General features: G+C 73.8%; 15 protein-coding genes and 1 other RNA gene. 9 read left to right on the top strand and 7 right to left on the bottom strand.

Features of this window, described 5'->3' with window-relative positions; all coding sequences use genetic code 11:
• Window positions 1–21 precede the first annotated feature (21 nt).
• The 6 genes from E4U92_RS18115 to E4U92_RS18090 form a co-directional block, all read right to left on the bottom strand.
• Entirely contained in the window at window positions 22–2,217 is a 2,196-nt protein-coding gene (locus E4U92_RS18115; RefSeq protein ID WP_137301473.1) for a bifunctional glycosyltransferase/CDP-glycerol:glycerophosphate glycerophosphotransferase, read from the bottom strand.
• Window positions 2,218–2,375: 158 nt separating this feature from the next.
• The gene (locus tag E4U92_RS18110) at window positions 2,376–4,637 is read right to left on the bottom strand and encodes a bifunctional glycosyltransferase/CDP-glycerol:glycerophosphate glycerophosphotransferase (protein WP_137301472.1); all 2,262 of its coding nucleotides are present in this window, start codon (window positions 4,635–4,637) and stop codon (window positions 2,376–2,378) included.
• 183 nt (window positions 4,638–4,820) lie between these two features.
• On the bottom strand, window positions 4,821–5,741 hold the full coding sequence (locus tag E4U92_RS18105) for a carbohydrate ABC transporter permease (RefSeq protein ID WP_137301471.1): 921 nt from the start codon (window positions 5,739–5,741) through the stop codon (window positions 4,821–4,823).
• Entirely contained in the window at window positions 5,738–7,075 is a 1,338-nt protein-coding gene (locus E4U92_RS18100) for a carbohydrate ABC transporter permease (RefSeq protein ID WP_137301470.1), read from the bottom strand. Before E4U92_RS18100 ends, E4U92_RS18105 begins: the two co-directional genes overlap by 4 nt.
• Window positions 7,076–7,082: 7 nt before the next feature.
• Window positions 7,083–8,468, bottom strand: a complete 1,386-nt coding sequence (locus E4U92_RS18095; protein WP_137301469.1) for an ABC transporter substrate-binding protein — start codon at window positions 8,466–8,468, stop codon at window positions 7,083–7,085.
• 208 nt (window positions 8,469–8,676) lie between these two features.
• Window positions 8,677–12,336, bottom strand: coding sequence for an FHA domain-containing protein (locus E4U92_RS18090; protein ID WP_137301468.1), 3,660 nt, complete (start codon window positions 12,334–12,336; stop codon window positions 8,677–8,679).
• Between the two features lie 428 nt (window positions 12,337–12,764).
• Here E4U92_RS18090 and E4U92_RS18085 point away from each other — a divergent pair, with 428 nt between their 5' ends.
• The 4 genes from E4U92_RS18085 to E4U92_RS18070 all read left to right on the top strand — a co-directional run bounded on the left by E4U92_RS18085 (window position 12,765) and on the right by E4U92_RS18070 (window position 18,126).
• Window positions 12,765–14,468, top strand: a complete 1,704-nt coding sequence (locus E4U92_RS18085) for a serine/threonine-protein kinase (protein ID WP_137301467.1) — start codon at window positions 12,765–12,767, stop codon at window positions 14,466–14,468.
• Between the two features lie 134 nt (window positions 14,469–14,602).
• On the top strand, window positions 14,603–15,865 hold the full coding sequence (locus E4U92_RS18080) for a serine/threonine-protein kinase (RefSeq protein WP_137301466.1): 1,263 nt from the start codon (window positions 14,603–14,605) through the stop codon (window positions 15,863–15,865).
• Between the two features lie 107 nt (window positions 15,866–15,972).
• Entirely contained in the window at window positions 15,973–17,079 is a 1,107-nt protein-coding gene (gene prfB, locus E4U92_RS18075) for a peptide chain release factor 2 (RefSeq protein WP_137301465.1), read from the top strand.
• 279 nt (window positions 17,080–17,358) lie between these two features.
• The gene (locus E4U92_RS18070) at window positions 17,359–18,126 is read left to right on the top strand and encodes a hypothetical protein (RefSeq protein WP_137301464.1); all 768 of its coding nucleotides are present in this window, start codon (window positions 17,359–17,361) and stop codon (window positions 18,124–18,126) included.
• Between the two features lie 115 nt (window positions 18,127–18,241).
• On the opposite strand, the gene E4U92_RS18065 is transcribed toward E4U92_RS18070, so the two are convergent.
• Window positions 18,242–18,433, bottom strand: coding sequence for a hypothetical protein (locus E4U92_RS18065; RefSeq protein WP_137301463.1), 192 nt, complete (start codon window positions 18,431–18,433; stop codon window positions 18,242–18,244).
• Window positions 18,434–18,681: 248 nt separating this feature from the next.
• Between E4U92_RS18065 and ftsE the strand changes: the two genes are divergently transcribed.
• The 5 genes from ftsE to ssrA all read left to right on the top strand — a co-directional run bounded on the left by ftsE (window position 18,682) and on the right by ssrA (window position 22,653).
• Window positions 18,682–19,371: a cell division ATP-binding protein FtsE gene (gene ftsE, locus E4U92_RS18060; RefSeq protein ID WP_067235911.1), complete on the top strand. Its 690-nt coding sequence runs from the start codon at window positions 18,682–18,684 to the stop codon at window positions 19,369–19,371.
• A gap of 50 nt (window positions 19,372–19,421) precedes the next feature.
• Entirely contained in the window at window positions 19,422–20,339 is a 918-nt protein-coding gene (gene ftsX, locus E4U92_RS18055; protein ID WP_137301462.1) for a permease-like cell division protein FtsX, read from the top strand.
• Window positions 20,340–20,407: 68 nt separating this feature from the next.
• Window positions 20,408–21,577: a S41 family peptidase gene (locus E4U92_RS18050; RefSeq protein ID WP_137301461.1), complete on the top strand. Its 1,170-nt coding sequence runs from the start codon at window positions 20,408–20,410 to the stop codon at window positions 21,575–21,577.
• A 92-nt stretch (window positions 21,578–21,669) separates the two neighbouring features.
• Window positions 21,670–22,149 (top strand): SsrA-binding protein SmpB, encoded by a 480-nt coding sequence (gene smpB, locus E4U92_RS18045; protein ID WP_137301460.1) that lies wholly within the window; start codon window positions 21,670–21,672, stop codon window positions 22,147–22,149.
• A gap of 99 nt (window positions 22,150–22,248) precedes the next feature.
• Window positions 22,249–22,653: a transfer-messenger RNA gene (ssrA, locus tag E4U92_RS18040) on the top strand.
• The last annotated feature ends 59 nt before the right edge of the window (window positions 22,654–22,712 follow it).

Raw genomic sequence — 22,712 nt, 5'->3', positions numbered from 1 at the left:
CCTTAGAAGGTGTCTCGTCCATCAGGCCGGGCTCGCGGCGGGGGCCGGGACGCGCTCGGTGAGCGGGCGCACGGGCGCGATCGCCTCCGGGGGCTCGCCGAGCAGCACCCGGCGCACCACGCGCTCGGCGGCCCGGCCGTCGTCGAACTGGCAGAAACGCGCGCGGAAGGCGGCCCGCAGCTGAGCCGAGGCCGGGCCCGCGTACGAGCCGTCGGCGAAGACGCGCGCCAGCTCCTCGGGCGTGCGGGCGACGGGGCCGGGCGGCGCCGCCATCAGGTCGAAGTAGACGCCCCGCGTCTCGGTGTAGACGTCCCAGTCGTCGGCGTACACGACGATCGGGCGGTCCAGGTTGGCGTAGTCGAACATGATCGACGAGTAGTCGGTGACCAGCGCGTCGGCGGCCAGGCACACCTCCTCGGAGGAGCGGTGGCCGGTGACGTCGATGATCCGGCCCGAGCCGCGGGCGGCGCCGCCGTCGTAGAAGTAGTGGGCGCGCAGCAGCACCACCACGTCCTCGCCGGCCGCCGCGCAGAACGCCTCCAGGTCCAGGCCCGGCTCGAAGCCGGTGTGGTGGTCGCGGTGGGTCGGCGCGTACAGCACGGCGACCTTGCCCTCCGGCACGCCCAGTTCGCGGCGGACGCGGGCGACGTCGTCGGCGGTCGCCGTGTAGAAGACGTCGTTGCGCGGGTAGCCGTACTCCAACTGCTCGTAGGAGCCGGGGAAGGCGCGCTCCCACATCTGCGTGGAGTGGGAGTTGGACGACAGGTTGTAGTCCCAGCGGTCCACCCGGCCGAGCAGTTTGGTGAAGCTGCCCGTCGCCGCCGCCACCACCGGGTACGTCGACTGGTCGACGCCCATCTTCTTCAGCGGGGTGCCGTGCTGGGTCTGCACGTGGACGCTGCCGGGCCGCTTGACCACGCCCTCCGCGAAGTTGGCGTTGTTGACGAGGTACGTGGCCCGGGCCAGCAGGCGCCAGGCGCGGCGGCTGCCGAGCACGGCGTGGTCGACGCCCGCCGGCAGCGTGTGCGCCTGGTCGGCCTCGACGAGGAACACCGACCGCACGTGCGGGGCGAGTTCGGCGGCCCGGGCGTGGATCGCGGCCGGGCTGCACGCGTAACCGCGGCCCCAGTAGGCGCAGTACACGGCCAGCTCCGGGTCGAGCGGGCGGCGGAGCTGGAGCCGGTAGTACAGGCGGGTGCGCAGCCCCCGCGGCCGGGGCGTGCGCTCGGCGAGCTGCGCCGCCCGGTGGTGGGCGCCGCGCAGCGCCTGGAACGCGCCGTACGCGCCCGCCGCCAGCAGCCGGTGCTGCACGCCCTGCTTGCCGCCCGGCGGCCGGTAGCCGGCCGGGCGGTGGCGGCGGTAGAGCCGGCTCGCGCGCCGGAACCAGGACCGGCGCAGCCCGGACGGCAGCCGTCCGGGGTGGGCGGCCGTCTTCAGCACCGCCGCGAAGAGCTGCCCGAACAGCGCCTGCGCCCGCTCCGGTTCGAGTCCGCGCTCCGCCGCCCGCGCCAGCACCAGCTCGGTGCGGTCCAGGAGTTCGGCGTGGTGCCCGCCCGGCGCGTTCAGCCGGCTGCCCTGCCGGCGCAGCAGGTGCCGCACGACGACCTGGCGCAGCACCGCGATCCGCTCGGCGTGCAGGGTGACCAGGCCCCCGAACCCGGTGTCCGTGAAGTGCCCGTCGGGGAAGGCGAGGCGGTGCTCGGCGAGGAACGCCCGCCGGTAGGCCGTGCCCCACGCCGGGAGCTGCACGCCGGTCACCGCGGGCGCCTCGGCGGGCGTGAACGCCGAGCGGGGGGCGCGGGCCAGCAGCGGGGCGGCCGGGTTGACCGGCTCGCCCTCCCACCAGGGGACCCGCTCGTGCTCGGCGTACACCACGTCGACGTCGCCGGTCTGCTCCAGCCGGGCGGCCAGCGCGGCCAGCGCGCCCGGGGCGAGCGTGTCGTCGCCGTCGAGGAACAGCACGTAGGTGCCGGTCGCGGCCGCGAGGCCGGTGTTGCGGGCCCCGCTCAGCCCGGCGGACGGCGGCGAGTGCACCGGGCGCACCCGGGGGTCCCGGCCGGCGTACCCGGCGGCGAGGGCCGCGGCGGGGGCGCCGGGGCCGTCGCAGACCGGGATCAGCTCCAGGTCGCCGGACGACTGGGCGAGGACGGAGTCCAGCGCCAGGGACAGCCGGCCCGCGACCCCATGGGACGGGACGATGATGCTGAAGCGGGGCATCGCGATCTTTCTCTGCTCGAATCGGTCGGGCCGGCCGGTGCCGCGGCTCACGCCGTACGGCGACCGGGGCGGCCCGTCGGCCGCCACGTGGACGGCCGGGTGGGTGTCGGCCGCGACGTGCTGGGGGGCATCGGGACTCCCGGAAAGGCAAACGGCGTTCAGCGCCGGTCGGTGACGGGCAGCCGGCCGGCGGGTGGGGGCACGGTGGCGAGCGGCGAGCGCTCCGGGTGGGCGGCCGCCGACGGGACGGGGCGCCGCTCAGCCAGCGGCACGACCGGCGGCAGGGCGCTCTCCGGCTCGCCCAGCACCACCCGCCGCACCACGCGCTCGGCGGCGCGCCCGTCGTCGTACGGGCTGAAGCGCTCGCGGAACGCGGCCCGCAGCCGGTCGCTGCGCGCGTCGCACCAGCGGCCCGACGCGAAGACGTCGATCAGCTCGTCCTCGCTATGCGCGACCGCGCCGGGCGGGCAGGCGCGCACGTCGAAGTAGGTGCCGCGGGCCGCCTCGTACGCCTCCCAGTCGCCGGTGTGCAGGACGATCGGCCGGTCCAGGCCCGCGTAGTCGAACATGATCGACGAGTAGTCGGTGAGCAGGGCGTCCGAGGCCAGGCACAGCTCCTCCACGCTCGGGTGGCCGCTGACGTCGAGGATCCGCGGGTGCGTGCCGAGGGGGCCGTCCTGCCAGTAGTGGGCGCGGGCCAGGACCACGAAGCGGGGGCCCAGCCGGCGCAGCACCCGGTCCAGGTCGAGGGCGGCGCGCTGGGTGCGGCGGTAGTCGCGGTGGGTCGGCGCGTACAGGACCGCCACCGTGTCGGGCGCCAGGCCGAGCGCGGCGCGCGCCCGGGCCACGTCCTGGTCGGTGGCCCGCTGGAAGACGTCGTTGCGGGGGTAGCCGTACTCCAGCGTCTCGTAGCCACCGGGGTAGACCCGCTCCCAGGTCAGGGTGGTGTGCCGGTTGGCGGACAGCACGTAGTCCCACTTGTCGACGCCCCGCAGCAGCTCCGTAAAGTCGGTGCCGCGGGCCGCGGCGGGGCGCTCCTGCAGGTCCAGGCCCATGTGCTTGAGCGGGGTGCCGTGCTGGGTCTGCACGAACACCTGCCCGGGCCGCTTGACCAGCCGCCGGTCGAAGTTGACGTTGTTGACCAGGTACCGGGAGCGGGCCAGCGCCGTCCAGTACGCGGCCGTGCCCGGGGTGAGCCGGTCGGTGCCCGCGGGGACCGTGTGCTGGTGCTCGGGCCGGGCGATCCACGCGGTGCGCACGTGCGGGGCGTGGGCGCGGAACGCGGCTTCCAGGGCGGCCGGGTTGCAGCCGTAGCCGCGGTTCCAGTAGGCGGCGAACACGGCCCGGTCGGGGCGCAGCGGCAGCCGCAACTGGACGCGGTAGTGCGCCTGCAGGGCCACCGCGCGCACGGCGCGCGCCGACCGTGCGGCGAGCCGCCGCGTCCACCCGGCCAGCGCCGTCGCCCGCTGCACCACCCGGTAGGTGCGGTGCAGCCCGAAGTGGACCAGGGCGTGCCGCAGCCGCGAGCGCAGCGGCAGGCGGGCGCCGGGCACGCGGTGGCGCCGGCAGTGGGCGCGGGCCCGGCGCAGGAACGCGGCGCGCGCGTCCCGCGGGAGCCGGCCCGGCCGGATGAACACGGTGGACAGGTGGTCGACCATGCGCTGGTACAGCACGGGCCGCCAGCGGGCCAGTTCGGGCCGCTGGTCGAGGAACGCGAAGACCCGGTCGTACTGGTCGAAGACGTCGAAGTGCTTGCGGCTGGTGGTGGACAGGATGCTGCCCCGGCGCTGGCGGTAGTGCACGCAGACCCGGTCCAGCGTGGCGATCGACCCGGCCGCCATGAGCACCGGGTAGGTCCACGGGGTGTCCTCGTAGTAGCCGGGCGGGAAGGCCAGGTGCTCGCGCGCGACGAAGTCCCGCCGGTAGGCCTTGTTCCAGGCGACCATCAGCACCCGCAGCAGGCCCGGGCGGTCCTCGAGCCGGAAGGGGGCCGGGCCGTCCTCGGTGAGCTGCGCCGCGAACCGGTTGCGGACCGTCTCGCCCGTCCAGTACGTCTGCGCGAAGTCGTAGACCAGGACGTCCGGTTCGCCGGTCTCCTTCAGCCGGTCGGCGATCGCCAGCAGGGTGTCCGGGGTGAGCGTGTCGTCGCTGTCGAGGAACAGCAGGTAGTCACCGGTCGCCTCGGCGATCCCGGCGTTGCGGGCGCGGCCCAGACCGGTGTTCTCCGGCAGGTGCAGGGGCCTGACCCGGGGGTCACGGGCGGCGAACTCGTCGATGATCTCGCCGCAGGCGTCCGGCGAGCAGTCGTCGACGGCGATCAGTTCGAGGTCGGGGTACGACTGGGACAGCACCGATTCGAGGCACTCGTGCAGGTACGCCTGAACCTGGTACGCGGGGACGATGACACTGAACCTGGGCAAGGGGACATCCATGGGTCGGCGCGGGCGTTCGGCCCGCCAACGGCCAATGGAGTGACGTGGTTACGCTTTTTGTGGCATACGGGGGAAGCGGGGGTGAACGACGAGGGGCGCGCCGGTGTCGTACCGACCCGCCCCCCTCGACCGGTCGCGCCGGTCACCCGCCCTGCCGGCAGGCGCCGCCGGTCACTTGACCGCGCCGGCCATCACGCCCGAGACGAACTGCCGCTGGAACGCGAAGAACACGGCCAGCGGGATCACCATGGAGATGAACGCGCCCGGCGCCAGCACGTCGATGTTGTTGCCGAACTGCCGTACCTGCGTCTGCAGGGCGACCGTGATGGGCTGGCTGTCGGCGTCGGTGAACACCAGGGCGACGAGCATGTCGTTCCACACCCACAGGAACTGGAAGATCGCCAGCGAGGCGACCGCCGGACCGGCCAGCGGCATCACCACCCGGAAGAACAGGCGCAGTTCACCCGCACCGTCCAGCCGGGCCGCCTCCAGCAGCTCGCGGGGGATCTCCGCGAAGAAGTTGCGCAGCAGGAACACCGCGAACGGCAGGCCGAAGCCCGTGTGGAACAGGACCACACCCAGGATGGAACCGAACAGCCCGATCTTGCCGAACAGTTCGGCGATCGGGATGAGCGCCACCTGCACCGGCACCACGAGCAGCCCGACCACGGCCAGGAACCACCAGTCGCGCCCGGGGAACTCCATCCACGCGAACGCGTAGCCCGCGAGCGAGCCCACGATCACGACCAGGAGCGTCGCCGGGACCGTGATGAGCACGGTGTTGAGGATGGAGTTGGTGATGTCGCTGTTCTCCAGCAGCTTCTGGTAGCTGTCGAAGGTCAGTTGGGACGGCTCGCTGAACACCTTCCACCAGCCGCTCGCGCTCATCTCGTCCGGCGGGCGCAGCGAGGAGATCAGCAGACCGATCGTCGGCACCAGCCAGAACAGCCCGACGACGAGCAGCAGGACGCGCACCAGCCCGCCGCCCAGCTTCTCGACGATCCGCGCGGCGAGCGGCTCGCGCGGCGTCACGCCCTCCACGGGCGGTGCCGTCTTGCGGACGCTGCCGGCACTTCCGGCGTGCGTGGTCATCGCCGCACCTCCCGCCGCAGCCTGCGGATGTTGAACCACATCACCGGGATCACCAGCAGCAGCAGGAACACCGCGATCGCGCTCGCGACACCCGGCTGGTCCTCGGAGAAGCCCTTGCGGTACAGCTCCAGGGCGAGCACGTTGGCGTCGTCCTGCGAGGAGCCCGGCGCGATGATGAAGACCAGGTCGAAGATCTTCAGGACGTTGATCATCAGGGTCACGGTGACGACCGCCAGCACGGGCGCCAGCAGCGGCACCGTGACCCGGCGGAACACCTGCCACTCGGTGGCCCCGTCGACGCGGGCCGCCTCCAGCAGCTCCCGGGGCACCCCCGCGAGGCCCGCCGCGACGAGCACCATCGCGAAGCCCGCCCACATCCAGATGTACGAGCCGATGATGGCCGGCGTGACCAGGGACGGGCCCAGCCAGTCCAGTCCGTTGTACGGCTCCTTGAAGTTGCTGGCGGGCAGCCGCAGCAGGGCCCCGTCGGCCTTCGCCGGCAGGGTGAACGTGCCGTCGCCGGCCGCCGTGGCCGAGGCCACGACCTTGCCGTCCTTGACCGCCTCGATCCTCATGCCCGCGTAGCCCAGCTCCGTCGGGTCGGGCGCGCCGAGCGTGCCCACGCCCTTGCCGCGGGTGAAGTCCTGCCAGGTCGTGCCGGTGATCTTCCCCGGGTCGGCCCCGGGCGCCACCGCCTTCTTCGCGCCGTCGGGCATCTGGCCCGGGGCGACGCCGACCAGCGGCAGGGTGACCGCCTCGCCGGTGTGCACGGGCTGCCTGGTCACGAAGCCGCCGTCGCGGGCCACCAGCGGCGACCGGCGGCCCGGGTGCGCCTTCGGGAACGCCGAGGACTGGGCGAACGTGTCGTGCACGCCCACCCACACCGCGTTGGCGACGCCCTTGTCGGGGTCCTGGTCGTACACCAGCCGGAAGATGATGCCGGCGGCGAGCATCGAGATCGCCATCGGCATGAAGACGACCAGCTTGAACGCCGTTCCCCAGCGCACCCGTTCGGTCAGCACCGCGAAGATCAGGCCCAGCGCGGTGGTGACCGTCGGCGCGAACACCACCCAGATGATGTTGTTCTTCAGGGCGGTGCGGATGCCGTCGTCGGTGAACAGTTCCTTGTAGTTGTCGATGCCGGCGAAGCCGTCGCCGGACTGGTCGTAGAAGCTGCGCACGACCGAGTACCCGATCGGGTACACCACGAGCGCGCCCAGCAGCACCAGGGCGGGCAGCAGGAACAGCGCCGCCACGCTCCTGCGGGTGCCGGTCACGCTCTTGCGCGAACGAGGGGCGGGGGCCTTGCGGGCCCCCGCCGTTGCCGACGCCATGGCCGGATCAGCTCCCGTACGCCTTGGCCGCGTCGGCCTCCAGCTTCGCCTGGGTCCCGGCGACGTCCGACGGGTTCTTCAGGAAGTCCTGGAGCTCCTTCCACTCGCCCTTGCCGGGGGTGCCGCCGAACGCCTGCGGCGCCTGGTCGGACATGTCGAAGCGGAAGTCGTCGCCGGACTCGATCAGCGCCTTGGCGATCCTGCGCTGGACGTCGTTCGGGTACGCCGAGTTGTCCACGTTCTTGTTCGGCGACAGGTAGCCGCCGAGCTTCGCCTGGATCGTCGCCGCGTCCGGGGAGGCGAGGAACGTGGCCAGCGCCTGCGCGCCCTTGGAGTCCTTCAGGATGACCGCGGCGTCACCGCCGGACACCACCGGCGCGGTGCCGCCGACCGCCGGGAAGGGGAACACCTTCGCCCCGGTGCCGACCTTCTCCTTGGTGTCCGCGATGTTCACCTGGACGAAGTCGCCCTCGTAGACCATGGCCGCCTTGGGCTGGTCGCCGCCGGTGAACGTCTGCGTCACCGACGCCGGGAACTCCACCTGCAGCGCGCCCGTCGGGCCGCCGGCGATCCAGTCCTTCTTGCCCCAGACCTGCGCGAGCGTGGTCAGCGCCTCCTTCACGGAGGGGTCCGTCCACTTGATCTTGTGCTGGGCGAGCTGGTCGTACTTCTCCGGGCCGGCCTGGGAGAGGTACACGTTCTCGAACCAGTCGGTCAGCGTCCAGCCGTCGGCACCGCCGACGGAGAACGGCGTCACGCCCGAGTCGAACACCGTCTGGGCGGTGGACAGCAGGTCCTTCCACGTCTTCGGCTCGCTCGCGCCCGCGTTCTCGAGGACCTTCGCGTTGTACCAGATCAGGGACTTGTTGGCGGCCTTGTAGTACACGCCGTACTGCTTGCCGCCGACCTTGCCGATGTCCTGCCAGCCCTGCGAGTAGTTCTTCGCCAGCTCCGCCTGCGCCTCGGCGCCCAGCGGCTTGGCCCAGCCCCGGTCCACGGCCTGCTTGATGGCGCCCGGCTGGGGCAGCATCGCCACGTCCGGCGGCTGTCCGCCGGCCACCTTGGAGCCGAGGAAGTTGATGATCGGGTCCTGCGCCGGGACGAAGGTGACCTTCGCGCCGGTGCGCTTCTCGAACTCCGCGAGGACCTTCTTGAAGTTGGCCTGCTCGGTGCCGGTCCACACGGCGGCCACCGACAGACTGGTGCCGTCGAGCTTGGGGAGGTTCAGGGAGCTGCCGTTCCCCTGCGCACCCGCGCTGGGGGAGGAGCTGCTGTCGCTGTCGTTGTCGTCGCCGCCGCACGCGGAGAGCGAGAGCGCCAGGGCCCCCGCCAGGAGCGTCGCCGCGGCCCGCACGGTTCTGCGTGTCCGGATGGTGTTGCTGGTGCTGCGCATCACTGCCCCGTTCTTCGTCCTCGTCGAACGATCGAGCGCTGTCCCGTGGCCTCTGGTCTACGCCGGGTGCCTGGGGTCGGCAAGAGCGCGAACCGTGTCAAGCGGGCGATCGTGACCGCGTCGTGATCGCGCGGGGCCCGAGCACGACGCCACGCCACGCGCGCCGGCACCGCCATCGGAAGCGACGCGCAGCGCCCAGCGTCCCGTGCTACAGCAGCGACGGCACCTCCGCCGCGGCAACCTCGCGGGCCGCCCGCTCCAACGCGCTGGCCAACAGGGCCAGGTCCGTGGGGCCGTTGCCCAGCTCGCGCACCGGGCGGCGGGCCGGCGGGTCGCCCATCCGGCGCCAGTCCAGCGGCACGACCGTCGGCCGCACCGTCGCCGTACGCGGGATACGGCCCGTCACCCGGCCGCCCTGGAACGGCGTCACGCGGCCGTCCGGGCCGGTCAGCCGGCCCCGCCCGGGCGCGGGTTCGTCCGCGCCGGAGCCCGGCGCGTCCAGGGTGATGCGCAGCGTCGCCCGCCGGGACGGCTCCGACTCCGCCGTACGGCCACCGGGGCCGGCCGCCGCCACCAGGTGCACGCCGAGCCGCTCGCCGTCGCGGGCCACCGCCTCCAGCGCGCGCGTCACCGACCCGGCCGCGGGCCGTCCGGGGGAGCCCAGCGCCGGGGAGACCAGGGCGTCCAGGTCGTCGACGACCACCACGAGACGGGGCAGCGCGGGCGCCGGCTCCGTGCGCGGGCGGGCCGCCGCGCCGGGGCGCAGCCGCAGGGTGGAGCTGGGCGGACCGTCCAGGTCGGCGGCGCCCCCGCCGCCCGGGCCGCGCTGCGGGCCGATCCGGTCCGCGACCGCGCGGTGGCGGTGCCACTCCGCGAAGTCCACCCGGCCCACCAGTTCGGCGCGGCGCTTCAGCTCGGCGCTCAGCGACTGCGCGAACTCCCGCATGCGCACCGGGTCGTTGGCGGTCAGGTGGGTCGTGACGTGCGGGACGTCGGTACAGACCCCCAGTCCGTCGCCGTGCCCGGCACCGCCCTTGCCGACGCTGTCCCGGCCGTCGATCAGCACGATGCCGAGCCGGTCGGGCCGTTCGGCGGCGGCGAGCGAGGCGACGACGGCCCGCAGCAGCTCGGTGCGGCCGCTGCCGGGCGGGCCCTCGACCAGCAGGTGCGGGCCGTCGGCGGCCAGGTCCACGCCGACCGGGCCGCGCGGGCCCGCTCCCAGCACCCCGACGGCCCGGCCGCCGAGGGCCTCCGGGTCGTCGGCCGCGTCCGCCCAACGGGCCATCAGGGACGCCGGGGTGGCGCGGGCCAGCCCCAGCTCGTCCAGCAGCCGGGCCGACGCGGGCAGCGGCGCCGCCACGCGCGGGTGCCGCTCACCGGCGCCGTCCGGGCGCAGCGGGGCCAGCGCCCGCGCGAAGCGCTCGGCCCAGGCGGCGGACACCGCGTCCACCGCGCCGACCGTGCCGTGGCCCACCGGGCCGGGCGGCTCGCTGCCCGGGCCGCCGACCCGCACCACGCGCAGCAGCCGCAGGGCCGTCGCCACGTCGCCGCTGAGCAGCACCACGGCCCCGCAGTGCCGGAAGGCGGGCACGGCCGCGCAGGCCGCCTCGTACGTCTCGGTCACCGGGGAGGCGGGGGAGGCCGACGCGGTCTCGGCGAGGCACAGCACGTGGATCCCGGCATCCGGGCCGTCGAGCGACAGCCGCGCCACGGCCTCCCGCAGGTCGGCGCCGCCGGGGTCGCCGTCGACGACGAGGACGGTGTGGGGGCCGGGGTGAGGCTGCGGGGCGGCGGAGGCGTCCGCGGGCCCGTCGGCGAACGCCCAGGAGGGACGGCGGGCCGGGGCGGCGGACGCGTGCGGGCCGGGGTGGGGGATCTGGTGGGTCGCCCGGGAGGCGGGGTCGGCCGGCTCGCCGTCCGTGGCGTCCTCGGCCGGCCGGGGCTGGCGCTGGGCGGGCAGGGACCGGTCCGGCGCGGACGACGCCGGCCGGCCCGGCCGGTGGGCGTCGGGCTCGTCGTGCGTGTCCAGCCTGCGCAGCAGCTCGTCGAGGCGGGCCGTGGCCTGCTCCCGGTCGTGGGCGAGCAGCAGGCGGCAGTCCTGGCCGTGCGCGGGACGCAGGTGGGGCAGCCAGCCCAGCCAGGCCCACTCCGCGGCGCGCTCCTCCGCGGAGCGGGCGCGGTCGGTGCTGACCAGGACGATCTCCAGGGTGTCGGGGGAGTGCAGCGCGGCGAGCTGCGCCAGCACCGCGCGGGCCAGGCCGGACAGCCGCTCGCGCGGACCGGCCAGGCCCAGGGCGCCCACCTCGCGCAGGTCCGTCGTCACCGGGACGGCGGGCAGCACGCCCGAGCCGTCGGGCGCGGCCCGGTCGGCCGTGCCGAGCCGCACGGTGAGCGCCTCCGGGTGCCCGGGCCCGCGCTCCCACAGCCGGGGGCCGGGGCCGAGCGCCGTCAGCAGCAGCGTGGCCGGGTCGGGCCAGGTCTCGGGCACACCGGGCACGGCGGCCGCCGGCTCGGGCGCGGTGTCCGCCGGGGGCACGTCGTACGGCCCCTCGTCCGGCGTGCCGGGGGCGGCGCCGCGGCCGCCGGTGAGGCGCCGCGCCCACGCGGAGAGCCCGCCGCGCCGGCGCGCGGGCGGCGGGACGTCGGTGCCGCGCAGGGGCGTGGGCTTGCGGCCGGGTCCGTCGTACGGCGTCCCGGTGCCGGCCGGGACGTGTGCGCCCCGGGTGTCGGCGGCCAGTCCGTCGAACGGATCGTGCCCCGGGCGGCCCGCGTGGGTCGCGTCGGCACCCCCTGGGGGCGGGCCGGCGGCACCGCCGTGCCGTTCGACGGACGGGGCGCCGCCCTGCCCGGGGACCGTCGGGCCGGGTTCGGCAGCGGGGGCTCCGCGCTCGCCGGAGGCCGCGCCGGGTGCGTGCGGCCGCTCGCCCCGGGTCGGGGCCGGCCCGGCCCAGCCGCCCGTGCCGTAGCCGTGATGCGTCGCGCCGTCGGGGGAGCGGGAGGTGCCGAGGTCCGTGGGGGCGGGGTCGGGGGCGTCCGCGGGGGCGCCGGTGCCGTCGCCGGCCGGGGCCTGCACCGTGCGCGCGGTGAGTCCGCCCCGGCCGCTCACCCGTCGGCTGGAGCCCGGCGCACCGCCCGGCGCGCCCTGGCCGGCGGCACCCTTGCGCGTGCCGTCGCGCCCGGTGCCGCCCGCCGTGGACCCGGGGCACGCCACGCGCACGTGGCCCTCGCCGTCCGGGGTGGTCGGGACCGGGGTGCCGGGGCCGCCGGGCGGGGCCAGGCGCAGGGTGGACTCGCCGATGCGCAGCAGGGCGCCCGGGGCGAAGCGCACCGGGCGGGCGGGCACGCGGGTGCCGTCCAGGGTGGTGCCGTTGGTGGAGCCGAGGTCGGCGACGGTGACGCGGCCGTCGGCGGCGAGGGTCACCGCGCAGTGCAGACGGGAGACGTCCGGGTCGTCCAGGGGGACGTCGGCGTCGGCGGAGCGGCCGACCCGGACCTGCCCGCCGTGCAGCAGGTGGACCCCGCCCGCGTCCGGGCCGGCGACCACGTCGAGGCGGGCCGGGGCGTCGGCCACCTCCGGGTGCGGCTCGGGGTCGGCGGGGGCGCCCAGGGACAGCACCGCGCCGTCGACCAGCGGGGGCTCGCCGAGGGTGCAGCGCTGGACGTCGAGGCGCTCCACGCCCGCGTAGAGCACCACCGCGCCGCCGGACGCGCTCGTCTCGCCGGAGACCGCCGTGGCGAGCGCCGACGCGACCGCGGCCAGCGCCGTGCCCGCGGGCGCCGTGACCAGCACGTCGCGGCTCGCGGCGCGGCCGCGTGCCTCGGACGCGGGCGGGCCGAGCGGGTCTACGACGGTCAGCCGGATCTGCATCGGCGTCAGCGGTCCCTTCTGCGCGGGTCTGCGCGGGCGCGGACTACCCCCCACCCCACACGAGCACGTCGGCCAGTACTCCAGGCATCCTCGCACCTGTCACCGACAACGCGCCCGCCGCCCGGGAACAAGTGATCTTGATTGGTCGGCTCTGCCCGCAAAAGTGCCTGACAGGTGCCCTGCGGGCGACCGCTCGAGATCCACTTGAGATCGGTCACGCCCGCTCCGGGCAACCGGCGGACCGGGGAGAGCGTCTTTCGTTCGAACATGTCCGGGGAGCCGTACGTACGACGCACGGACCCCCGGTGGACCCCGGTGGGACGCGCAACGGGTGCGGAACACCGGGCGGCACGCCGCGGACAGGCCGGTGGCACGGGCCGCGGCACTACAGTGGGTCGGAATGTAGGCAAGCAGCAGGGAGCGCAGACGTGCGGCCGGTAGGGAGCAAGTACCTCCTTGAGGAGCCGTTGGGGCGCGGCGCCACGGGGACCGTGTGGCGAGCCCGTCAGCGCGAGACCGCGGGAGCCGAGGCGGCCGTGCCCGGCCAGCCCGGCGAGACGGTCGCGATCAAGGTGCTCAAGGAGGAGCTGGCGAGCGACCCCGACGTCGTGATGCGCTTCCTGCGCGAGCGCTCGGTGCTGCTGCGCCTCACCCACCCCAACATCGTCCGGGTGCGCGACCTGGTCGTCGAGGGCGATCTGCTCGCCCTGGTCATGGACCTCGTCGACGGCCCCGACCTGCACCGCTACCTGCGCCAGAACGGCCCCTTCACGCCGGTCGGCGCCGCCCTGCTGACCGCGCAGATCGCCGACGCGCTGGCCGCGAGCCACGCCGACGGCGTCGTCCACCGCGACCTGAAGCCGGCGAACGTGCTGCTGCGCCAGGGCGGCGGCGAGATGCACCCGATGCTGACCGACTTCGGCATCGCCCGCCTCGCCGACTCCCCGGGCCTGACCCGCACCAGCGAGTTCGTCGGCACGCCCGCGTACGTCGCCCCCGAGTCCGCCGAGGGCCGCCCGCAGACCTCCGCCGTCGACGTCTACGGCGCCGGCATCCTGCTGTACGAGCTGGTCACCGGCCGTCCGCCGTTCTCCGGCGGGTCCGCCCTGGAGGTGCTGCACCAGCACCTGAGCGCCGAGCCGCGCCGCCCGTCGACCGTGCCCGACCCGCTGTGGACGGTCATCGAGCGCTGCCTGCGCAAGAACCCGGCCGAGCGGCCGAGCGCCCAGAACCTCGCGCGCGGGCTGCGCATCGTCGCCGAGGGCGTCGGGGTGCACGCGAACTCGATGCAGATCGCCGCCGCCGAGGGCGTCGGCCACGTCCTCGCCCCCGACCCGGCGCCCGCCGCGGTGCCGGACGCGGGCGGCGTCGCCGACCCCACCCAGGTGCTGCCGCACGGCTCGGCGGCCGGACCGGCGGGGGCGTACGACCCGAACGCCGCGACCAGCGTGCTGCCGCACACCGGCGCGCAGCCGCCCGCGGGCGCCGCGGACCCCACCGCCGTCCTGCCGCACACCGGCGCGGCCGACCCGACCGCCGTGCTGCCGCCGGTGCCACCCGGCCAGCCGGGCCAGCCGGGCCAGGGCGGGCAGCCGCCCGAGCAGCCGCACCCCTGGCAGACCCAGTTGCGGGCCGCGCGCGACCGCAACGAGCAGACCCAGATCCAGTACCTCGACCCCGGTGAGGACCCGCTGCGCCGCCGCCCGCAGCGCCAGGTGGCCCGCCCGCAGCAGCAGCCGCGCCCCCAGCCCCAGCCCCAGCAGCAGCGCCCGCCGCAGGGCTACGGCCGCCAGCAGCAGCCGCAGCCGTACGCGCCGCCGCAGCACCAGCAGCCCCAGCGCTACGCCCCGCCGCCCACGCCCCAGCCGCAGCGGCCCCAGCGGCCGGCCCCGGAGCCGCGCGAGCCGCGCCGGCGCAGCGCCAACCCGATGCGGATCCCCGGCCTCGGCTGCCTCAAGGGCTGCCTCTTCACGCTCGTCATCCTGCTCGTGGCCGGCTGGATGGTGTGGGAGTTCACCCCGCTGCAGGACTGGATCGGCACCGGCAAGGGCTACTGGCAGCAGCTCGGCGACTGGATCGACACCGTCACCACCTGGATCGGCGACCTCGGCAGCAGCGGTTCCTCCCAGTAGTCCGGTACGCCCGGTAACGATGCGGGCGACTCTGGGGATTTGTCGACATCCGGCGGGTGATTTCGGCCGCCGCGGTGAAGGTTGGCTCCTCGGACGCGTAGCTTTGTCGGCAACACGCGTACGTAGGAGCAGCCTTGGCACGGAAGATCGGCAGCCGGTACACCGCCCACCAGATCCTCGGGCGGGGCAGCGCCGGCACGGTGTGGCTGGGTGAGGGACCCGAGGGGCCCGTCGCCATCAAGCTGCTGCGCGAGGACCTCGCGTCCGACGAGGAGCTGGTGGGCCGCTTCGTCCAGGAGCGCACCGCCCTGCTGGGCCTGGACCACCCCAACGTCGTCTCGGTGCGCGACCTCGTCGTCGACGGCAACGACCTGGCCCTGGTGATGGACCTGGTCCGGGGCACCGACCTGCGCACCCGGCTGGACCGGGACCGCCGGCTCGCCCCCGAGGCGGCCGTGGCGATCACCGCCGACGTCGCCGAGGGACTGGCAGCGGCCCACGCCGCCGGGATCGTCCACCGCGACGTCAAGCCGGAGAACGTGCTGCTCGACATGCAGGGCCCGCTGGGCCCCGGCGGCTCGCACCGTGCCCTGCTGACCGACTTCGGCGTGGCGAAGCTCATCGACACCCCCAGGCGCACCCGCGCGACGAAGATCATCGGGACTCCGGACTACCTCGCCCCGGAGATCGTCGAGGGCCTGCCGCCCCGCGCGGCCGTCGACATCTACGCCCTGGCCACGGTGCTGTACGAGCTGCTGGCGGGCTTCACGCCGTTCGGCGGCGGCCACCCCGGCGCGGTGCTGCGCCGGCACGTCACCGAGAGCGTCGCGCCCCTGCCCGGCATCCCGGACGAGCTGTGGCAGCTCATCGTCCAGTGCCTCGCCAAGGCGCCCGCCTCCCGGCTGCGCGCCTCCGAGCTGGCGGCACGGCTGCGCGAGCAGCTCCCGACGCTCGCCGGGATGCCGCCGCTGGACGTGGACGAGCCGGACACCGAGCCGGAGGAGGAGCCCGAGACGGCCCCGGCCGCCGGCGCCCCGGCCGCGGCGCCCGCCGCCCGCGCGCGGCGCGGCGCGGTGCCCCTGGTGCCCGGCGCCCGGCCCGACTCCAACCGCGACACCCACACCTCGATGCGGGTGCCGGCCCCCGACGAGCTGGCCGGCGGGGCGCACGGCACGGCCCGCGTCCCCCGGGCGGCGGGCGCCCCCCGCCCCGGTTCGGCCCGCAACCGCGCCGCCACGCGGCGCCGCCGCCTGGTCCTCGCCGCGGCCGCGGTGGTCCTCGCCGCCGCGGCGGGCGTCGGCACCTGGCTCGCCACCTCCGGCGACGACGCCGACGCGAGCCCCTCGAAGCCGACCTCGTCGGCCACCTCGACCCCCTCCGGCCCGTCCGCCCCCTGACCCCGCCCCTGCCCCCCCGGCCCCCTGACCTCCGGCTCGGCGCCCGTCCCCGGCCTCCCCGGCCGCCACCGGCGCTGCCCGCCGGGCGGAGCCGTTACGCTGGGGGTGTGGCAGTCGTCGACGTATCCGAAGAGCTCAAGTCCCTCTCCTCGACCATGGAGTCGATCGAGGCCGTTCTGGACCTCGACAAGCTGAGGGCAGACATCGCCGTGCTCGAGGAGCAGGCGGCCGCGCCGTCCCTGTGGGACAACCCGGACGAGGCGCAGAAGATCACCAGCAGGCTGTCCCACCTCCAGGCGGAGGTGAGGAAGACCGAGGCGCTGCGCTCGCGGATCGACGATCTCGCCGTGCTCTTCGAGATGGCCGAGGAGGAGGACGACCCGGACACCCGCGCCGAGGCCGAGTCCGAGCTCACCGCCGTCAAGAAGGCCCTGGACGAGATGGAGGTCCGCACGCTCCTGAGCGGGGAGTACGACTCCCGCGAGGCCCTGGTCAACATCCGCGCCGAGGCCGGTGGCGTCGACGCCGCCGACTTCGCCGAGAAGCTCCAGCGGATGTACCTGCGCTGGGCGGAGCAGAAGGGCTACAAGACCGAGCTCATCGAGACCTCGTACGCGGAGGAGGCCGGCATCAAGTCGACCACCTTCGCCGTGCAGGTGCCGTACGCCTACGGCACCCTCTCGGTCGAGCAGGGCACCCACCGTCTGGTGCGGATCTCCCCCTTCGACAACCAGGGGCGCCGCCAGACGTCGTTCGCGGGCGTGGAGGTCCTGCCCGTGGTCGAGCAGTCCGACCACGTCGAGATCGACGAGTCCGAGCTGCGCATCGACGTCTACCGGTCCTCCGGCCCCGGCGGCCAGGGCGTCAACACCACCGACTCGGCGGTGCGCATCACGCACCTGCCGACCGGCATCGTCGTCTCCTGCCAGAACGAGCGGTCGCAGATCCAGAACAAGGCCACCGCGATGAACGTCCTCCAGGCCAAGCTGCTCGAGCGGCGCCGGCAGGAGGAGCAGGCCAAGATGGACGCGCTCAAGGGCGACGGCGGCAACTCCTGGGGCAACCAGATGCGTTCGTACGTCCTGCACCCGTACCAGATGGTCAAGGACCTGCGCACCGAGTACGAAGTGGGCAACCCCGAGGCCGTGTTCAACGGTGAGATCGACGGGTTCCTCGAGGCCGGCATTCGCTGGCGCAAGCAGCGCGAGAAGTAACTTTGTCGACAAGCCAACCGCCCCTGGTTCAGGGGCGGTTGGCTTATGTCTGGGTTTTACGTCACACTCACAGCCTCAAGAACCGGCCATTGCGTACGCGGGGGGACATTGCGCGCGCAACGGCCTTGACGCTGCTGGGAAAACTCGGAAGGGTGAAGCGTGGCATGCGTATCTTTGGGGCGCATGTGAACCGGGGGGCTTCGCAGATCTCGCTACCTCCGTCGATCACGGCCCCGAACGCGGCCTCTTCGACGATCAGCTACTGGGGGTAGCAGCCTTATGACCAACAAGACGCGGATCCGGGTCGCGCGCATAGCCGCGGGCGCCGTGATCGCCGCGGGTGCTTCGCTGACGGTGGCGGGCGTGGCCCAGGCCGTCGACAACGAGGGCGGCGACAGCGGCCTCGTCGAGACGCTCGAGGGGAACGTCAAGTCTCCGGACGACCCCTGCGACATCATCGTCACCCCCGACTGCGACCCGGGCAACACCGATGAGGGCGCGGACCAGGGGAACGCGAACCAGGGTTCGGACCAGGGCAACGCGAACCAGGGCTCGGACCAGGGGAACGCGAACCAGGGCTCGGACCAGGGCAACGCGAACCAGGGCTCGGACCAGGGCAACGCGAACCAGGGCTCGGACCAGGGCAACACCTCGAACGGCAACGGCAACAACGGCGGTTCCGGCAACAACGGTGGCTCGGGCAACAACGGTGGCTCGGGCAACAACGGCGGCGGCTCCTCCACCTCCGGCGGCTCCAGCAGCACCGGCGGCAACGGCGGCTCCACCTCCGGCGGTGGCTCCAGCAGCACCGGCGGCACCACCCCCGACGGCACCTCCGCCCAGGAGGCCGGCAGCTCCGCGCTGACCGACACCTCGGACGCCACGGCCGCCGACACCACCGCCCAGGGCGGCGGCAAGCAGCTCGCCGAGACCGGTGCCGGGGAGACCACCTTCCTCGTCATCGGCGCCGCGACGATGATCGCCGGCGGCGTCGGCTTCCGCGTCCTCCCGCGCCTGGTCGCGGGCCGCGGCGGAGCCGCTGCCTGACGGTAGCCGCGACCGCACGGACCGTGCGCGTGTGACAGGAAGAGGCCCGGAGCGCTCGCTCCGGGCCTCTTGCCGTCTCTCGTGCCGTCTTGGGGGCTCGCGCCGCCGCCGCGGGCTACGCGGTCTGGTGGGCCAGCAGGGCCACCGCCGCCACCAGCACCGCCAGCAGCGCGATCAGGGCCATCGGGTTCAGGCCCGCCAGAAAGCTCTCCTGTTGCAGCCGCTCGCGGTTCGCGCGGCACACGGGGCACCGGCCCTCGCTCACGGGCGCCGCGCAGTTCGCGCACACCAGCCGGTCGTACGTCATGCGCCTCGCCCTCCTTGCACCCGGTTCTGCTCCGTACAACGCTCACGGAAACGCGAACGTTCCCCTCCCACTGTGCCAGGTTCCCGCCCGGCGCGCTCAGGGGTGCCGGACGAAGGGCGCGCTCCCTTTCCCCCCGGGGCACCGTACAAAACCGCACAAGCACGCCCCAACCCCGTACGGCGCCTGCGCTCGCGCTCCCGGTTCGCGTATGGTCACGCTCATCTACCCCCGGCGACCCGTGGTGCACCGTGATCCGATTCGACAACGTCTCCAAGGTCTACCCCAAGCAGACCCGACCCGCACTCAGGGATGTCTCCCTCGAGGTGGAGAAGGGCGAGTTCGTCTTCCTCGTGGGGTCCTCCGGCTCCGGCAAGTCCACCTTCCTGCGGCTGGTCCTCCGCGAGGAGCGGTGCAGCCACGGCCAGGTGCACGTGCTGGGCAAGGACCTCGCGCGCCTGTCCAACTGGAAGGTGCCGCAGATGCGCCGCCAGCTCGGGACCGTGTTCCAGGACTTCCGGCTGCTGCCGAACAAGACGGTCGCGGAGAACGTGGCCTTCGCGCAGGAGGTCATCGGCAAGTCCCGGGGCGAGATCCGCAAGTCCGTGCCGCAGGTGCTCGACCTGGTCGGGCTCGGCGGCAAGGAGGACCGGATGCCCGGCGAGTTGTCCGGTGGTGAGCAGCAGCGCGTCGCCATCGCGCGGGCGTTCGTCAACCGGCCGAAGCTGCTGATCGCCGACGAGCCCACCGGCAACCTCGACCCGCAGACCTCGGTCGGCATCATGAAGCTGCTGGACCGGATCAACCGGACCGGCACGACCGTGGTGATGGCCACGCACGACCAGAACATCGTGGACCAGATGCGCAAGCGCGTCATCGAGCTGGAGAAGGGCCGCCTCGTCCGCGACCAGGCACGCGGCGTCTACGGCTACCAGCACTGAGACCGCCCGGCTCCTCGCACGCGTTCCACGGAAAGGTTTGACCCGCCGCCATGCGCGCCCAGTTCGTTCTGTCCGAGATCGGTGTCGGACTCCGCCGCAACCTCACGATGACGTTCGCCGTCATCGTCTCCGTCGCCCTGTCGCTCGCGCTGTTCGGCGGGTCGCTCCTGATGAGCGACCAGGTCAACACCATGAAGGGCTACTGGTACGACAAGGTCAACGTCTCGGTGTTCCTCTGCAACAAGAGCGACGCCGAGTCCGACCCCAACTGCGCCAAGGGCGCGGTCACCGAGGACCAGAAGAAGGAGATCCTCACCGACCTCAAGAAGATGGCCGTGGTCGACACGGTCACCTACGAGTCGCAGGACGAGGCGTACAAGCACTACAAGCAGCAGTTCGGCGACTCCCCGCTGGCCAGTTCGCTCACCCCGGACCAGATGCAGGAGTCGTACCGGATCAAGCTGAAGGACCCGGAGAAGTACCAGGTCATCGCGACCGCCTTCGACGGGCGGGACGGCGTGCAGTCGGTGCAGGACCAGAAGGGCATCCTCGACAACCTCTTCGGGCTGCTCAACGGCATGAACTGGGCCGCGCGGATGGTGATGGCGCTGATGCTGGTCGTCGCGCTGATGCTGATCGTCAACACCGTGCGGGTCTCCGCGTTCAGCCGGCGACGCGAGACCGGGATCATGCGCCTGGTCGGCGCCTCGGGCTTCTACATCCAGGCGCCGTTCATCGCGGAGGCGGCGGTCGCCGGGCTCATCGGCGGCGGGGTCGCCTGCGGGTTCCTGGTGGTCGCGCGGTACTTCATCATCGACCACGGCCTCGCGCTGTCGCAGAAGCTGAACCTCATCAACTTCATCGGCTGGGACGCCGTGTTGACGAAGCTCCCGCTGATCCTCGCGACGAGCCTGCTGATGCCCGCGCTGGCCGCGTTCTTCGCGTTGCGCAAGTACCTGAAGGTGTGACGCATACCAAAAGGGGCCGTACGGATCGGACGCCGTTCCGCCCCGCGCGTTCGCCTAGACTCACCGCCATGTCGGGTTGTGACCTGTTTCGTCAGCCCCGCCGCTTCGGCCGCGGGGCCGCCCTGACATTGGTGTTCGCCAGTGTGCTGGTCGCCGGCGCCGCCACCGGGTCGCTGCCCGGCGACGCCGACGGGCCCGGGGCGACCGGGAGTTCACGGCCGACCGCCGCGCCGGGCAGCCGCCACGACGCGGTCGCCCGGGCCGCCGCCGAGGCCATGGCCGAGGGCAAGTCCCCCACGGAGGCCGCGGAACGGGCCGTCAGCCGCAGCGGGGACCGCTGGGGCGCCGTCTACTCCCCGGGCGAGTACGAGGAGTTCGAGGACGCCCTCGACGGCCGCTACACCGGTGTCGGCCTGTGGGCACGGCGCGAGCGGGACGGCCGCATCGAGGTCACCAAGGTGCAGGGCGGATCGCCGGCCGCCGCCGCGGGCGTCCGCGCGGGCGACCGGCTGCGCAGCATCGACGGGCGGACCGTGGACGGCCTGCCGGTCACCGAGGTCGTCTCCCTGCTGCGCGGCGAGGCGACCGGCGAGGCGGCCGGCACGAGGGTCACCCTCGGCCTGGAGCGCGGCACGCGCGCGTGGCGCGAGACCCTGCGCCGGGCCCGGCTGTCGACCGACTCGGTCACCGTGCAGCGGCTCGCCGGGGGCGCCACCGTGATCAGGATCGCCGCGTTCACCAAGGGCGTCGGCGACACCGTCCGCACCGCCGTGCGCCGGGCGCCGGCCGACGAGGGGATCGTGCTGGACCTGCGCGGCAACTCCGGCGGCCTGGTCACCGAGGCCGTGACCAGCGCGTCGGCGTTCCTCGACGGCGGCCTGGTCGCCACCTACGACGTGGACGGCGAGCAGCGCGCCCTGCACGCCGAGGGCGGCGGGGACACCGCACGGCCGCTGGTGGCGGTCGTCGACGGCGGCACGATGAGCGCGGCCGAGCTGCTGACCGGCGCCCTGAAGGACCGGGGGCGGGCGGTCGTGGTGGGGTCGCGCACCTTCGGCAAGGGCTCGGTGCAGATGCCGAGCCGGCTGCCCGACGGCTCGGTCGCCGAGCTGACCGTCGGCCACTACCGCACCCCCTCGGGCCGCACGGTCGACGGCCGGGGCATCACCCCCGACCTGGAGGCCGACCACGACGCCCTGCGCCGGGCCGAGACGGTCCTGGACGGCCTGGGCGAGTAGCCCCCGTCGGGCCGCCTCGCGGGGCCGCCCGCCCACCTGGTGGTCAATGGCTTCCCGTCCGCCCCCCGCGTAGTGCGAAAATGGTCGGCACTATGGCTAAGGAAAAAGGGCGCAAGCTGATCGCCCAGAACAAGAAGGCGCGGCACGACTACCTCATCATCGACACCTACGAGGCCGGCCTGGTGCTCATGGGGACCGAGGTGAAGTCGCTGCGCCAGGGGCGGGCCTCGCTCGTGGACGGCTTCGTGCAGCTAGACGGGCACGAGGCGTGGCTGTACAACGTGCACGTGCCCGAGTACAGCCAGGGCACCTGGACGAACCACAGCGCGCGCCGCAAGCGCAAGCTGCTGCTGCACCGAGCGGAGATCGACAAGCTGGAGTCCAAGGTGCAGGAGACGGGCCACACCATCGTGCCCCTGGCGCTGTACTTCAAGGACGGCCGGGCCAAGGTCGAGATCGCGCTGGCCAAGGGCAAGAAGGAGTACGACAAGCGCCAGACCCTGCGGGAGAAGCAGGACCGCCGCGAGGCCGAGCGCGCCATGTCGGCCGTCCGCCGCAAGCAGCGCGCGTAGGCCGGCCCCGGCGGGGGAATACGGTGGCATCGACGGACGTTGGTCACGTACGATGGCACCTGCACCTCACAGCGGGTGCGCGGATTGAAAAATCAACATGGGGATGATCGGTTTCGACAGCGGCTGTCGAAGCAGGGGAAGCGTGTCGAGGAAGCGGCCATGATCTCGTAAACCACAGGCCGAAAAAAATAATCGCCACTATCAAGAGCGATTCTCCCAAGGCGGAGCAGTTCGCCCTCGCTGCCTGATCAGGTAGCGAGCGAACTGCCCCCTTACTCAAGGGAGTGTCAGCCCGGGGCTGTTCCCGACCCGGTTCCTGGCATCAGCTAGGGAACTAAACCTCGATCCCGGTCACGGGGTGAAGAGGGAAATCACACAGTGACTGAGCCCGTCGGAGACTTGTCCGCGTGATCTCCGGGGCTGAGAAAAGCGCAGCGGACTGCACACGGAGAAGCCCTGATTCCGCACCGTTGGACGCGGGTTCGATTCCCGCCATCTCCACTCCCCATGAGAAGGCCCGGTGGCACCCGCCACCGGGCCTTCGTCGTTCCCGCAGGCGTTCA

It is taken from the genome of Streptomyces galbus, from assembly GCF_005280195.1.
GTDB lineage: Bacteria > Actinomycetota > Actinomycetes > Streptomycetales > Streptomycetaceae > Streptomyces > Streptomyces galbus.
The sequence above is the reverse complement of the archived record's forward strand: the minus strand, read 5'-3'. Positions and strand labels throughout refer to the sequence as shown.